This window comes from Rossellomorea oryzaecorticis, assembly GCF_045897515.1.
Classification (GTDB): Bacteria; Bacillota; Bacilli; order Bacillales; family Bacillaceae_B; genus Rossellomorea; species Rossellomorea enclensis.
The window spans coordinates 24,782-39,523 of sequence record NZ_JBJOSA010000003.1; the positions used below are offsets into that span (position 1 = coordinate 24,782).

Annotated in this window: 17 protein-coding genes and 1 riboswitch; all 17 genes read right to left on the reverse strand. The window is 44.1% G+C overall.

All coding sequences use genetic code 11. From position 1 onward, the window contains the following. Positions 1–26: 26 nt before the first annotated feature. The 17 genes from sufU to ACKA06_RS04450 all read right to left on the reverse strand — a co-directional run bounded on the left by sufU (position 27) and on the right by ACKA06_RS04450 (position 14,624). Positions 27–467, reverse strand: coding sequence for a Fe-S cluster assembly sulfur transfer protein SufU (sufU, locus tag ACKA06_RS04370; RefSeq protein ID WP_032086499.1), 441 nt, complete (start codon positions 465–467; stop codon positions 27–29). Further along, the gene (locus ACKA06_RS04375) at positions 457–1,686 is read right to left on the reverse strand and encodes a cysteine desulfurase (RefSeq protein WP_411159046.1); all 1,230 of its coding nucleotides are present in this window, start codon (positions 1,684–1,686) and stop codon (positions 457–459) included. The genes sufU and ACKA06_RS04375 overlap by 11 nt, the downstream gene beginning before the upstream one ends. Beyond that, positions 1,686–2,996 carry a Fe-S cluster assembly protein SufD gene (gene sufD / locus ACKA06_RS04380; protein ID WP_032086501.1) on the reverse strand — a complete coding sequence of 437 codons (1,311 nt, stop codon included), beginning with the start codon at positions 2,994–2,996 and terminating at the stop codon, positions 1,686–1,688. Before sufD ends, ACKA06_RS04375 begins: the two co-directional genes overlap by 1 nt. A gap of 17 nt (positions 2,997–3,013) precedes the next feature. Next, a complete protein-coding gene (sufC, locus tag ACKA06_RS04385; protein WP_411159047.1) occupies positions 3,014–3,799 on the reverse strand; it encodes a Fe-S cluster assembly ATPase SufC in 786 nt (261 codons plus the stop codon). A 1,191-nt stretch (positions 3,800–4,990) separates the two neighbouring features. Further along, the gene (locus ACKA06_RS04390; protein ID WP_032086503.1) at positions 4,991–5,356 is read right to left on the reverse strand and encodes a carboxymuconolactone decarboxylase family protein; all 366 of its coding nucleotides are present in this window, start codon (positions 5,354–5,356) and stop codon (positions 4,991–4,993) included. A gap of 123 nt (positions 5,357–5,479) precedes the next feature. After that, entirely contained in the window at positions 5,480–6,304 is an 825-nt protein-coding gene (locus ACKA06_RS04395; protein WP_032086504.1) for a MetQ/NlpA family ABC transporter substrate-binding protein, read from the reverse strand. A gap of 14 nt (positions 6,305–6,318) precedes the next feature. After that, a complete protein-coding gene (locus ACKA06_RS04400; RefSeq protein WP_032086505.1) occupies positions 6,319–6,987 on the reverse strand; it encodes a methionine ABC transporter permease in 669 nt (222 codons plus the stop codon). Beyond that, positions 6,984–8,006, reverse strand: coding sequence for a methionine ABC transporter ATP-binding protein (locus tag ACKA06_RS04405; protein WP_411159048.1), 1,023 nt, complete (start codon positions 8,004–8,006; stop codon positions 6,984–6,986). The genes ACKA06_RS04400 and ACKA06_RS04405 overlap by 4 nt, the downstream gene beginning before the upstream one ends. 146 nt (positions 8,007–8,152) lie before the next feature. Then, a riboswitch (SAM riboswitch) is annotated at positions 8,153–8,259 on the reverse strand. A 117-nt stretch (positions 8,260–8,376) separates the two neighbouring features. After that, positions 8,377–8,730, reverse strand: a complete 354-nt coding sequence (locus ACKA06_RS04410; RefSeq protein ID WP_032086507.1) for a hypothetical protein — start codon at positions 8,728–8,730, stop codon at positions 8,377–8,379. Between the two features lie 244 nt (positions 8,731–8,974). After that, a complete protein-coding gene (locus ACKA06_RS04415) occupies positions 8,975–9,298 on the reverse strand; it encodes a thioredoxin family protein (RefSeq protein WP_411159049.1) in 324 nt (107 codons plus the stop codon). A gap of 1 nt (position 9,299) precedes the next feature. Continuing rightward, a complete protein-coding gene (locus ACKA06_RS04420; protein WP_058299823.1) occupies positions 9,300–9,662 on the reverse strand; it encodes a toprim domain-containing protein in 363 nt (120 codons plus the stop codon). Positions 9,663–10,189: 527 nt separating this feature from the next. Then, positions 10,190–10,426: a YusG family protein gene (locus tag ACKA06_RS04425; RefSeq protein ID WP_032086537.1), complete on the reverse strand. Its 237-nt coding sequence runs from the start codon at positions 10,424–10,426 to the stop codon at positions 10,190–10,192. A 90-nt stretch (positions 10,427–10,516) separates the two neighbouring features. Then, on the reverse strand, positions 10,517–10,900 hold the full coding sequence (gene gcvH / locus ACKA06_RS04430; RefSeq protein WP_032086510.1) for a glycine cleavage system protein GcvH: 384 nt from the start codon (positions 10,898–10,900) through the stop codon (positions 10,517–10,519). Between the two features lie 136 nt (positions 10,901–11,036). Beyond that, complete coding sequence (locus ACKA06_RS04435; RefSeq protein ID WP_032086511.1) at positions 11,037–11,393, reverse strand: arsenate reductase family protein; 357 nt, start codon at positions 11,391–11,393, stop codon at positions 11,037–11,039. A 145-nt stretch (positions 11,394–11,538) separates the two neighbouring features. Next, positions 11,539–11,841: an ArsR/SmtB family transcription factor gene (locus tag ACKA06_RS04440; RefSeq protein WP_032086512.1), complete on the reverse strand. Its 303-nt coding sequence runs from the start codon at positions 11,839–11,841 to the stop codon at positions 11,539–11,541. Between the two features lie 32 nt (positions 11,842–11,873). Next, positions 11,874–12,653: an SDR family NAD(P)-dependent oxidoreductase gene (locus ACKA06_RS04445; protein WP_198257924.1), complete on the reverse strand. Its 780-nt coding sequence runs from the start codon at positions 12,651–12,653 to the stop codon at positions 11,874–11,876. Between the two features lie 186 nt (positions 12,654–12,839). After that, the gene (locus ACKA06_RS04450) at positions 12,840–14,624 is read right to left on the reverse strand and encodes an acyl-CoA dehydrogenase family protein (RefSeq protein ID WP_032086514.1); all 1,785 of its coding nucleotides are present in this window, start codon (positions 14,622–14,624) and stop codon (positions 12,840–12,842) included. Positions 14,625–14,742: the final 118 nt, after the last annotated feature.

Here is a 14,742-nt window from a genome sequence, read left to right on the forward strand (position 1 = left end):
TCTTTGATAGAGTACCGAAGAAGAGCTTACTCCTGCTCTTCTTCTTTCACTCCTTTTTCCATCGCTTTCCACGCCAGTGTTGCACATTTAATGCGGGCCGGGAATTTAGCGACTCCCTGAAGTGCTTCAATATCTCCTAAATCCACATCTTCATCATATTCGTTCCCTTGCATCATATCAGAAAAAATCTTTGAAAGCTTAAGGGCCTCTTCGATTTCTTTACCTTTTACGATTTGCGTCATCATGGAGGCCGAAGCCATTGAAATGGAGCATCCTTCACCGTCGAATTTCGCATCCTGGACGATTCCATCCTCCACCTTCAATGTCAAGTGGATGCGGTCGCCGCAGGTCGGATTATTCATATCGATCGTAAAGCTTCCATCTTCAAGCGCCCCTTTATTGCGGGGATTTTTATAATGGTCCATGATGACCTGTCTGTACAGCTGATCTAAGTTATTAAAAGACATCGCTGAAAAACTCCTTTGTCTTCACTAGGCCTGCTACAAGTTTATCAATATCTTCTTCTGTGTTGTACAGGTAGAAGCTGGCACGGGCAGTTGCCGACACATTCAGCCACTTCATCAGCGGCTGTGCACAATGGTGGCCTGCACGGACAGCGATTCCGTCTGCATCCAATACAGTCGCCAAGTCATGCGGATGGACATCATCAATGTTGAATGTCACAAGTCCGGCACGCTGACCGGGATCTTTCGGACCGTAAATGGTTATTCCTTCAACACTATTCATCTTATCGAGGGCATATGCGGCAAGTTTATGCTCGTATGCCTCGATATTGTCGAGTCCGATATCCTCCAGGAAATCAATCGCCGCACCAAGGCCGATTGCGCCTGCAATGATCGGCGTACCGCCTTCGAACTTCCACGGAAGCTCTTTCCACGTGGATTCCTGAAGGCCCACGAAATCGATCATTTCTCCACCGAAATCGACCGGTTCCATCTTGTTCAGATGTTTCTTCTTCCCATAAAGGACACCAATACCGGTTGGCCCGACCATTTTATGAGCTGAGAAGGCGAAGAAATCACAATCCAGATCCTGCACATCGATCTTCATATGAGGAGCAGCCTGTGCCCCGTCAACGACCATGACCGCACCGTTTTCATGTGCGATTTTCGTGATTTCCTTGATTGGATTCATCGTACCGAGTACGTTCGATACCATCATGATCGAAACGATCTTCGTTTGAGAAGTAACCGTTTCTTTCACATCCTCAAGGGTGATCGTCCCATCCTCTTGAAGAGGGACATATTTCAATACTGCACCGGTTTCCTTGGCAAGCTGCTGCCACGGGATGATATTGCTGTGGTGTTCCATATGGGTGATGACGATTTCATCGCCTTCACTTAGATTGGCACGTCCGTAGCTCGATGCAATTGTATTGATCGACGTTGTCGTCCCGCGCGTGAATATCACTTCCTGGGTTGACGGGGCGTTGATGAACTTGCGAACCTTTTCACGGGCTCCTTCGTAGCCATCCGTCGCTCTTGTACCAAGCGTGTGAACACCGCGGTGAACATTCGAATTATAGCCTCTATAATAATCATTGACTGCTTCAATGACGGAAATCGGTTTTTGTGAAGTCGCAGCGCTGTCCAAGTAAACTAGCGGTTGTCCATTGACTTCCTGGTCGAGAATCGGAAAATGCTTACGAATCTCTTTTACATCCATTAGTTTACTTTCCTTTCAATTACCTCAACAAGCTGCTTCTTGACTCCTTCAATCGGCAATTGATTCACTACAGGAGCCAGGAATCCGTGAATGACCAGACGCTCCGCTTCCTTCTGAGGAATACCGCGGCTCATCAGATAGTATAGCTGCAGCGGATCGACGCGGCCAACCGAAGCTGCGTGTCCTGCTGTTACATCATCTTCATCGATCAGAAGAATCGGGTTGGCATCTCCGCGAGCTTTTTCGCTCAGCATCAATACGCGTGATTCCTGCTCTGCATTCGACTTGGATGCACCGTGTTCGATTTTACCGATACCGTTAAAGATTGAAGAAGCTTCATCTTTCATGACACCATGCTTAAGGATGTAACCTTCAGAGTTTTTACCGAAGTGAACAACCTTCGTCGTGAAGTTTTGCTTCTGTTTTCCTCTTCCGACAACAACCGTTTTCGTATCAGCATAAGAACCGTCTCCGATCAGGTTCGTTACGTTTTCAGAAACGGTGTCACCGTCGTTCATCAGGCCGAGGGCCCATTCAATGCGGGCGTCCCTTGCTGCAACACCGCGGCGGTTCACATAAGTCGTCAGTCCGCTTGCAAGATTGTCCACTGCACCGTATGCCACCTTGGCGTTGTTTTTAGCTACAACTTCCGTCACGATATTGTAGACACCGTCTTCAACGTCAGCAGTAGAAATATAGTTCTCTACATATGTCACTGAACTGTTGTCTTCCGCCACAACCAATACGTGGTTGAACATCGCAACTTCAGCATCATCGTGAACATAAACCGCTTGAATCGGATCAACCAGTTCCACATTCTTAGGAATGTAAAGGAACGCTCCACCGTTCATCAATGCAGCATGAAGAGCCGTAAGCTTGTGCTCATCTGTTTTCACGCCTTCTGTCATGAAATACTTTTGAACAAGGTCGCTGTGCTCTTTCACCGCAGTGAAGATATCGGTGAAAATGACACCTTTGTCTTTCAATTCACTGGATAATGAAAGGAAAGCAGGCGTATTATTTCTTTGAATATATAAACTTTGATCTTTGCTTTCTAAGTCAACTAGTGCCTTTGCTTCTTCAGGCAGCTCATTCAATGATGAGAACGATTCACTGTCAACTGCATGCTTCTTGAATGAAGTGAAATTCCAGTTCGTGATTTTCGTCTTATCTGCAACCGGCAGGCTGAGGTCTTTCATCTTGTTGAACGCATCTGTACGAAGGTTCGTCAGCCATTCCGGCTCCCCAAGCTGCTTCGAGTAGGAGCTGACATAGTCCTGATCTACTGATAGTTTCGTTTCTACAGTCATTATTATCCCCCTAACACTTACGCTTCTTGGCCGACAGTTTCGTCTTTGATTCCGAGTTCTTCCTTGATCCAGTCATAACCTTCCGCTTCAAGGCGCTGAGCAAGTTCTGCACCGCCTGATTTCACGACGCGGCCCTGCATCATAACGTGAACGTGATCTGGTGTAATGTAGTTAAGAAGACGCTGATAGTGAGTGATGATCAAGCAGCCGAAATCTTCTCCACGCATTTTGTTGATTCCTTTAGATACAACTTTCAGAGCATCGATATCAAGTCCTGAATCGATTTCGTCAAGGATTGCGATCTTAGGCTGAAGCATCATCAACTGAAGGATTTCATTACGCTTCTTCTCACCGCCGGAGAAACCTTCATTCAAGTAACGCTGTGCCATATCAGGATCCATTTCAAGGTATTCCATTTCAGAGTCCATTTTACGGATGAACTTCATTAGTGAAATCTCATCGCCTTCTTCGCGTCGGCTGTTGATTGCAGAGCGAAGGAAGTCCGCGTTTGTAACACCGCTGATCTCACTTGGGTATTGCATAGCAAGGAATAGACCTACACGCGCACGCCCGTCTACTTCCATTTCAAGGACATCTTCGCCGTCAAACGTGATGCTTCCTTTTGTTACTTCATACTTAGGGTGACCCATGATAGCAGAAGATAAAGTAGATTTACCTGTACCATTCGGTCCCATTACTGCGTGGATTTCTCCACCCTTAATTTCAAGGTTAACCCCTTTCAGGATTTCCTTTCCTTCAATCTCAACATGAAGATCTTTAATTGTTAAAGTAGAACCTGCCATGTGTAAATACCTCCGTGACTTTATAAAATGAATGTAAGGGTTACTCCCTTACTCATTCTCAATTTATTATCATTACAATCTTATAACAAATAAAAGGTATAATCAACTTTTTCAGAGCCTGCCGACCATGTTATCCTGCCCGAAAATCCTTCTCTATTGTGTGCTTAAACAATCAGAAAAATGTAGGCCCTGCCGTGAAGGAGCCTGTCCGGGTTTCTTCTTATATAAAAAGGAAGAAATTACATGATGCTGTTGTATTTCATTCCCCTCATTCGATTTCCTTGCAAGAGTTCGCTTTCCGAGGGCAGCACGTGTCTCCTCGGCTGGTTACATGCCTGACCATTTATATGTTTTTATTAATGATTGCAATGAAATAAAGCATAATCATGTATTATCCGCAGTACTTTATACCGCATTAATGAAAAAAACCAGTGTCTGAAACAACACTGGTTTTCCTTTGCATCTATTATATATTAGCATGCACTTTTCTATCAAGTGCGGCAATCATTCTTCGGCTTTCCTTGTAATCCTGCTCTCTTTGCTTCTCTACTTGCATCCTCACTGCATGCTTTCGTTTGTACACCTCGTATCCAATTCCATGGGCACTATGCATCGCCTTTTCCATTTCACTTGTGTACGACAAACCCTCAAGAGAGTCGATAATGAATCATTCCTTTCAAATTTTATATTCATAACTATACTACCCCCTCCTTCTGAACACAAAACCCGAATTTCTTCATTTTTTCTTAAAAATCATATTCAGAAGATTTTTACAGAAGGGTATCATTAAGTTTTCACAAAATTCCGCCACTATACTGGCAAATGATAGGTAAGTTAGTAAATATCCAGATGGTTGTATAAAGATGAAGCGCTTACATTGAAGAGATGGGGAGAAATGGACAGGCAGCCTGGATTTTCGGATGTGAGTCCATGTCCATTTTTATTTATTTATGTTCCAGTTTCCTGCTTTTACGTTCCATATTTTAAAAATACGATCCAAATATCTAATTTTCATTCCACTTTTCAAAATTACGTGCAACTTGTCGGATTATCTTTATACAGCCGGAACAAAATAAACCAATGACCCCTGAACGCCAATCTACTTTCCCGTCTCCTGAACGAAAGTCCTATATATAATAGAAGAAACTAAAAAGCGGAAGGGCTCCGATCCGAGTCCTTCCGCTTTCTGAGTTATTGTTTAAGCTGGTTCAGTTCCTGCACGGACTGCTGTACGAGGGTGACGGCCTGGCTCATTGCTGCCCCTCCGCCGAATGCCGCAGTGACCCCGACAGCTTCAAGAATTTCCTGTTCAGTGCATCCTTCATCGAGGCACCCCTTTGTGTGGTAGATGATGCAGTATTCATCCTGTGAATAAAGACTGATCCCAAGGGCAATCAGCTGCTTTTCTTTTTTAGAAAGGACCCCCTCCCTGAAACAGTGTTCTGTGAAGGTATTATAATGCTCTGCAAGCTCAGGCATTTTCTCCGTGAAGATCCCGAGTCCCATTTTATAGTCATGAAGTGCCGCTTCGGTTGTATTTCTTGGTTCCATTTGCATCCTGTTCAACTCCATTTTCGTTTTAGATTCATCGAAGATAGTATGAGCCAATCAGGAATGGTTTATGACTGAAATTTATCCATAAAAGAAACCCGATGGAAGCATCGGGTTTCTCAAAACGTATTATTCTGAAACTGGGACAACCGCTCCGTCCCATTCTTCATTGATGAAATCCTGGATTTCTTTTGAGCGCAGAGCTTTAACCAGTTCTTTCACTTCTTCCTTATCTTCGTCGCCTTTGTTGACAGTGATTACATTTACGTATGGAGAATCAGTATCTTCGATTGCGATTGAATCTTCCAGAGGCTTCAGGCCGGCATCGATGGCATAGTTGGAGTTGATGACCACGGCATCGCCTTCTTCATTTTCGTACATTTGAGGAAGCATACCCGCTTCATACTCGTAATCGAATTTCAGGTTTCTCGGGTTATCCTTAATGTCTTCAAGCTGAGCCTTTGTATTTTCGACGCCATCCTTCAGCGTGATGAGTCCTTTCTTCTCCAATAAGCTAAGGATGCGTCCGTGATCGGAAACAGAGTTACTCATCAAAATTGTTGCACCGTCCGGAAGGTCTTCCAGAGATTTATACTTCTTGGAGTATACTCCGATCGGCTCGATATGGATTCCGCCCGCATTGACGAAATCATAACCCTCATTATCCTTCATTTGAAGTTCCATGTAAGGGATCGTCTGGAAATAGTTGGCGTCGATATCGCCGTTATCAAGATCTTTGTTAGGAAGGATATAATCCTGATACGTCTCGATTTGAAGATCGATTCCCTTCTCTTCAAGGATCGGCTTTACCTGTTCAAGGATTTCAGCGTGCGGTACATTCGAAGCACCCACAACCAATTCCTTTTCATCGCTCCCCGCTCCTGAATCATTTCCGCAAGCGGCCAATCCAAATATACTTGCTGCTGCTACTGCTCCTGCTAACCATTTTTTCATGTTGTTCTCTCCTTTTAGCGTTTATCTAATTTTTTTGTAAAGTAATCACCAATGAATTGAATTCCGAACACGATCACGAGGATCATGATCGTAGATGCCAGAGTGACATCATCCCTGCTGCGCTGGAAACCGTCAAGATAGGCAAGGTTCCCAAGACCGCCTGCCCCTATGACTCCTGCCATAGCGGTATATCCGACAAGGGCGATGGCCGTCACCGTAATACCTGAAATGAGGGCCGGCATCGATTCCGGGATGAGCACTTTAATTATGATTGTACTTGTCTTTGCGCCCATGGCCTTTGCTGCTTCAATTACACCTTTGTTTACTTCCCTCAGGGCGATTTCAACCATTCTTGCGTAAAACGGGGCTGCCCCAATGATGAGCGCCGGCAGGGCTGCATTCGCACCGCGGATCGTATCAAGCAAGAACTTCGTGAACGGGATCAACAACACGATCAAGATGATGAACGGGATCGACCTGAATACATTCACGACAGCGCTTGTTATAGTGTAAGTAAGCTTGTTTTCCCATAGATTTTCTTTGGATGTCAAAAATAGAAGTATCCCGAGAATGATACCCAATACAAACGTGATAAGGACGGACATTCCTGTCATATAAAGGGTTTCAAGTGTTGCTTCCCAGAGTTTTTCCCAATCGACATTCGGAAAGATCGTGTCGATCATCCTGCCATCACCTCCACTTTCACCAGCTGGCTTTCGGCAAACGTGAGAGCTTCCTTAAGTTGAGATTCCTCTCCGTCCAGATGGACAAATAATGTGCCGTAAGCCCCTTTTTGGGTCTGTGATATCTGCCCCTGGAGGATATTCACTTCAAGGTCGAATTTTCTGATCAGCGAGGTGATCAGCGGCTGCCCGGTGGATTCACCCACGAACGTGAATTTCAAGACCTTCCCTGTCGGGTACTCTTTGATCAGCTGTTCGATCACTTCATCCGAATCCTGATCCTGTGATACTTCCTTCACAAACCGTTTAGTCACCTGCTGCTGCGGATTACGGAATACTTCGAGTACATCCCCGAGTTCGGCAACCTTCCCATTTTCCATCACGGCTACACGATGACAGATTTTTTTGATGACGTGCATTTCATGCGTGATCAGGACGATGGTCAATCCCAGGCGTTTATTGATATCCACAAGCAGATCAAGGATGGAATCGGTTGTCTGGGGATCAAGTGCAGATGTCGCTTCATCACACAGAAGTACTCTCGGGTTGTTCGCAAGTGCCCTTGCGATGCCTACACGCTGTTTCTGGCCGCCGCTCAGCTGCGCAGGGTATGCATCCCCTCTTCCTTCAAGCCCGACAAGCGTCAGCAGTTCGTTTGCCCTATTAACTCTTTCCTTTTTAGGAACCCCTGCTATCTCCAAGGGAAATTGAATATTATCAATGACAGTCCGTGACCACAGCAGATTGAAATGCTGAAATATCATTCCGATTGACTGCCTTGCTTCCCTGAGCTTTTTACCTTTTATTGTAGATACTGCTTGGCCGCCTACGTTGATAGTCCCTTCTGTCGGTACCTCGAGGCCATTCAGCATACGGATCAGCGTACTTTTACCGGCACCGCTGTAGCCGATCACCCCGAATATTTCACCTTCCTTAACGGAAAGGTTCACTCCGTCCACTGCAGAAATCGGCCCTGCTTTCGATTGGTATATTTTCTTCACGTCTGAGATGGTAATCATGATGTCGGTCACCTTCTTTCATTTGAGTAAAACGATCGTTCTAATAAGAATTAATACTCCTATTAAACGTGCGCCCCTTCAAAAAAGGGCAATAAAAAAACCTTCCTGCTGATAAGCAGAAAGGCATAATCATATGACTATCCTTTCTCTTATCTTTCAAAGCGTCTGCTTTGAGTGAATTGGCACCATTTCAATTTGCATTGACGGTTGCCGGGCTTCATAGGGCACGTCCCTCCACCACTCTTAATAAGAGTAAGTTAAATATATTAAGTTAAAGAGTTAAAAGTCTCAGAAAATTTTCTACAAAGGTGATTCTATCATCACGTTCAAAGACATGTCAAATGTTTTTTTCAGAAGATTACAGTTTTCATTATATTTCCACAGTTTCCTTTACCACAGGCCTGGTCAGCCATAAAACCGATTCGACGAATAGCAGCGGCCGGTATCCTCCCTTTATTTCAAGCTGATCCTGATCAACCATGTGCGATAATAGCTCATTTCCTTTAAGCAGGCAGGCAATCATATCTTCAGTTCCTTTAATCAAGAACTGAGATTCAAGGCCGTTACTGTCTTCCACGATCATACATGCCTTGCTTGAAAGGGAAATGGTGTAACGCTGATCTTTACATTGAATATCCAGGATAAATGGATTTGATGGAAATAATAGCTGCAGATGGTACTTCGAACGGCATTGTTCAATTAGAGTTTCTAAGTATTTTCTCATACATACCCTCCCGCGAATCTTCTTACCTAATACATTCTACTTCTGGGTATTTTATCCTCCACGGGTCGCTCGACATGATTCAGAAGAAATGTCATATTCTTGTCGAAAATGATAGTTTTGAATATTCAGAATATAAATTCCGAGCAATTTCTCTAAAAATTTCCCGAGAAATATGTCCTTGTTTGTAGAAAGGTTTTCCTTACTCATCGAAGAAAAATTATATAAATGACATAAAAAAAGACCCTTAGCTCGTAAAGGTCTCGGTTTTCTTCAGCATGTCGTATAGATAAGGAACCGATTGAAAGGCATAGATCCTTTCAATTTCCTTCGAATTCTTATATAGGAGCAGACAAGGAACACTTTCTATTGATTGCTCTTCTGCAAACTGCTGCAAGTAATTCAAATTGACTTTTTCGAAATGAAAAGCATGAGGGAGCTTTTCCACGATGTCAAGCATCCTCCCGGCTACCTGGCATGTCCCGCACATCGGGGTGTAGAGATACACGGCGGCCAGCTCATGTGTATTGATTGCATCATACAGTGCTCTTTCATTACTTACCTCGTTCAACTTAACTCATCCTTTTTTCCAAATATTCCGTGTGTACATCGATATTTGCGCCAACCAGTACTGAAGCAAGATGATACTCGGGTGCAGATGCCACTTCTTTATACATCCGGTCGATATATAAGTGTTCTGCTTCCGGGAATTCACGCTTGAATTGCTTCCTCAGCTTTTCGCCTGCATGATCGGCATCCACAAGTATATAAACATCTCTCTGTTCCAGCGAATCGATCAGTTCGTCCATTTTTGTGATGCTGATGGTTCCGTTCGTACAGATAATTTCAATCGGTTCCTTTATGATTCCTTTAACCTTTCGTTTATCTGTCGTACCTTCAACGATAATTACTTTTTCATCACCAATTTCAAACATTGTCATCACCTTATCTTTCAGAAAATAAGATTAGGATAGTATATTCAATTATTTAGAGATGATGTCCACTACTTACTCATATCTTCTCATTTTTTTGAGGAAATAGAAAGGAAAAAGGCTGTGTTTAAACCCGCTGTTGATTTCCGCACCAAGACTTCGCTTTCGGCAGGCAGCCAGTGAGCCTCCTCGGTCGTACCATCCTGAGAGTAGAAAAGTGGAGGGGCTTCGCTCAGAGACGGGTGTCATAAGGCGAAGCGGCAACGAAGGCGCTCATTTGGATGATTTGACTTATGACATGTGTCTTTAAGCCCTATAGCTGGATAAGTCTCACATTTCCCAAAGAAGTCTTCCTCTTGCACCCCAATCATCACCTGGAACAGGCTTATACATTATTCTTTTACTAACTAAGCAGTTGAGACAGCATCTATGAAGTATATATACATAATCAATAACCTTGAATCAGCTTTATTATAGGCAAAAGGGTGCCGGCTGTCCATCAGGAGAAGTCCGGCACCCTATTTAGGAGCTTAACACCAGCCGCCTTCATCGCAGTCTGTATATCGTGTATCAGACCCTTCTGTCGCGGTGTAGCTTTGAAAAATTTTGTTTTCTTTCGTTTCAAAATTAGGTTCCATGGAAATCCCGTCAAGCGGAACAGCCATTCTGCCGACCGGCTGATTATCGAGATACAATTCCAGCTCTCCATTTTTTAATTTTCCTGTCACACGGTCGGTGACATCGAGTTTTTTCGGTTCGAGTGTCATAGGGGTCATCCCTTCTATAATGGTTTCTATCGTTAGAATGCCCCAAATAAAAAACAAAACACCTTGAGAATTCACTCAAGGTGTCAGCCATTAACCTTCGTTAATCATTTCATCATATTGTTCTGCACTCATAAGCTTGTCCACTTCACCGGCATCAGCAGGTTCAATGACGATCATCCAAGCTTTTTCGTAAGGGGACTCGTTCACGAATTCAGGGCTGTCAGCAAGTTCATCGTTCACTTCCACGACTTTACCCGAAACCGGAGCATACAGTTCAGAAACAGTCTTAACAGACTCAACGCTTCCGAAAGGTTCTGAAGCGGTTACTTCGTCGCCAACTTCCGGCAGTTCAACGAATACGATGTCGCCAAGTTCGGATTGTGCAAATGCTGTGATTCCAATTCGTACTTTTTCCCCTTCTGTTTTGACCCATTCATGTTCTTCTGAATATCGAAGATCTTTCGGTGTACTCATTTCAAATCCCTCCAAATCCTTGTTATACAACCTAATATTGACACACTTTTAAATGAAAAAGCAAGAAAACAAAAAGTTTCCCATAAAACTTTTTATTTACTGTTACAGAACCTTCCAACTCCGTCCTGACATGGCTCTATTTCCATGTTTCTTCAAACGTTTCTTCCTTGAATCCAACAGTCACTTTTGAGCCGTCAGTCGCGATTGGACGTTTGATGAGCATCCCGTCTGAAGAAAGGATCTCAAGCAGTTCTTCGTCGGAAGCAGAATTCACTTTATCCTTCAATCCAAGCTCTCGATACTTTTTCCCGCTTGTATTGAAGAACTTTTTCAACGGCATGCCGCTTTTTTCGTAAAGGCTTTTCAGTTCTTCCTTGGACGGGGGATTTTCAACGATATGTATTTCATTAAAGTCAGCGTTATTGTCTTCAAGCCATTTCTTGGCTTTGCGGCATGTACCGCATTTCGGATATGAGTAAAATGACAATGACATATTACCACCACCTTTCGATTCCTGTCCGGTTTTCTTCTGCTTAAACCATATAGATTGCCTTCCGTCTTTTCACGAAGGAAGGCTTCATCTCTTCCACTAGACTACATTCGACAGACTTCGTTATTTTCCTTCTTTTACAGAAGGTTTATTCGCAATGATTTTCAATTGTCCCTACAAGCTCTTTAAGCAGTGCAGCCGCATGATCAAGCTCAAGCGAATAAAAGCGCTGAGTCCCTTTCTGCTCCATGGACACAAGCTTCTGATCCCTAAGTATCTTTAAGTGATGCGAAACAGCAGGCCTTGAAAGTGTGAGATGCTCAGTGATTTCGTTGACAGTCAGAGGTTCTTTATCGGCGAGGAGGACAATGATATCCTGCCTGTAAGAGTCGCTTAATGCTTGAAATAAAGGTGTGCAAGCACGGAATACTTCAATGGCTTTTTGCCCCATAATGTTCACCCTTCTCTTTCTTTCCGCTATTATTATATCCGTTCCTGGACTTTGCGCACAAACTTTGTGACCATCCTGCGCGGGAGGAATCGGATAGATCCTGCAAGCAATCTATTCTTCACCCCCGGTATGATGACAACCTTCTTTTGGGTCATTTTTTTGTAAGCTTCATCCACTACTTCCTCAACAGTCATGACCCCTGACTGAAAAAGTTTTGACTGTTGAAGGTCTGCTGCATCTTTAAACCCTGTAGAGGTTGCACCCGGGCAAAGAGCCATAACTTCTACTCCATGAGATTCCCATTCATTCGCAAGGGCCTCTGAGAATGAAAGGACGTAAGCCTTGGTTGCATAATAGACGGCCATTAACGGACCAGGCTGGAAAGCTGCGGTAGAAGCGACGTTCAGGATCTGTCCTTGTTTCCGCTTTACCATCTCTTTGCCAAAATACTTACTGAGCTCGGTCAGAGCGGTTATATTTACTTGTATCATATCGACTTCTTTACTTATTTCTGTCTGTTCGAATTCGCCGAACAAGCCGAAACCGGCATTGTTGATCAGCGTATCAACTTCAATGCCTTTCGCAGTAACCTGTTCGTATATAGATTTGGAAGCTCCTGTTTTGGCTAAGTCTCCATCGATTACATGTGCCTTGACACTGTATTTTCCCTCTAATTCCTCAGCAAGTGATAGAAGCTTATCCTTACTGCGGGCGACAAGGACTACATCATGTCCGTCTTGTGCAAATTTATGACTGAAGCTAAGGCCGATTCCGCTTGATGCCCCAGTGATCAGAACTGTTTTGTTATTCATTTTGGCAGCCACCTTTATTTTATGTTGTTATGTTTAAACGTTTAAACATATAATAATTACGATCAAGCGTTAAGTCAAGAAAATAGGTAAGTGGCCTGTACTCTTGAAGAACTACTAACTTCCATCCAATACAAAAAACGGACCCCCGCCGATCGGAGGTCCGTTTCTCTTATAAAAATTCACTTATCAAACTACGTACTTCTCAGCGTCAACCAGCTTTTCAGATGCTTCACGTTTCACTGCGATCACGTTGATCGGTGTGTGGCGCGTGAATTTACGGAGCGCTGAGAGCATCATGCGCAGAGTGTCACCCTGTTCGGTTGCGACAAGGGTTTCTTTTGCATGTGCTTCGATTTCATTGAACGCTTCCTGACAGAAGATTTGTGTGTAAAGAAGTTTTTGCTTCGCTTTTTCAGCTCCGCCCTTCTCAAGCGCTTTTTCTGTACGAAGGACAACGGATTCCATTGCATAAGCGTTTGATACGATATCCGCGATGTTCACAAGGATTTCCTGCTCTTTTTCGAGTGCCTTTCCGAACTTCTGAGCAGCTAATCCAGCAAGCATCAAGCCGATCTTCTTCGCATTTTTCACAAGATATTTCTCTTGTGCCAGCGGCTCGTCGCCAACTTCTTCAGGCATAAGCATCATCAGTTCTTCCTGAAGAGCCTGAGCTTTCTGCAGCAGCGGCAGTTCGCCTTTCATTGCTTTACGAAGGTATGTGCCCGGTACAAGAAGGCGGTTGATTTCATTCGTTCCTTCGAAGATACGGTTGATTCGGGAATCGCGGTACATTCTTTCAATCTCATATTCCTGCATGAAGCCGTAACCGCCGTGAAGCTGGACGCCTTCATCTACAACATAATCCAGCACTTCCGTCGCGAAGAATTTATTCAATGAACACTCGATGGCATATTCAGCGATCGACTTCGCCACTTCCGTTCCATTTTTCACTTCTTCATCCGTAAGCTTGCTCATGCGGTCTTCGAATAATCCTACAGTACGGTATACGGAGCTTTCGGCTGCGTACAATTTCGCTGCCATCGTCGCCAGTTTTTCTTTTGTCAGGTTGAAAGAAGAAATCGGTGTCTTGAACTGCTGGCGCTGATTTGTGTATTGAACCGTCACTTCAAACGCACGTTTACTGGCACCGACTGCACCTACACCAAGCTTGTAACGCCCGATATTCAGGATGTTGAAGGCGATGATATGCCCTTTTCCTGCCTGGCCGAGAAGGTTTTCTGCAGGAATTTCAGCATCTTCCAGGATCAATGTACGTGTGGAAGAACTCTTGATTCCCATTTTCTTTTCTTCCGGTCCTGTCGATACGCCTGGATAATCTTTTTCAACAATGAACGCTGAGAAATGCTCGCCGTCGATTTTCGCATATACAACGAATACATCAGCGAATGCAGAGTTTGTGATCCATTGCTTTTCACCATTTAAAATATAGTGCGTGCCCGCTTCGTTCAGTTTCGCTGTCGTCTTCGCACCAAGTGCATCCGAACCTGAACCCGGCTCCGTCAATGCATACGCCGCAAGCTTTTCACCTGTTGCCAGCGCAGGAAGGTACTTTTGCTTTTGATCTTCGTTACCGAAAAGGACGATCGGAAGTGACCCGATCCCGACATGGGCACCGTGGGAGATGGAGAAACCGCCTGCACGGGACATTTTTTCAGCAATCAACGCAGAACTCACTTTATCTAGACCTAGTCCGCCGTACTCTTCAGGTACATCCGCTCCAAGGAGACCAAGTTCCCCTGCTTCTTTCAATAAGCGTACGGAATGATCGAATTCGTGGTTTTCAAGATTGTCGATGACCGGTACCACTTCATTCAAGACATAATCTTCAGTGGTTTTCGCGATCATTTTTTGTTCGTCTGAATATTCTTCAGGTGTGAATACTTGATCAAAGCTCACATCTTCGATTAAAAAACTTCCACCCTTAATCAATTTATCAGTTTGATTTGCCATATTTGACATCCCCTTAACGTTTTTTATAAATGGCCATATCCTAATATTGATGTTCCTTAGAAACGTAGACCGTTCCTTTCCGCTGCAGGCACCTGCTTTCCGCGGGGAGGAAGTCGAG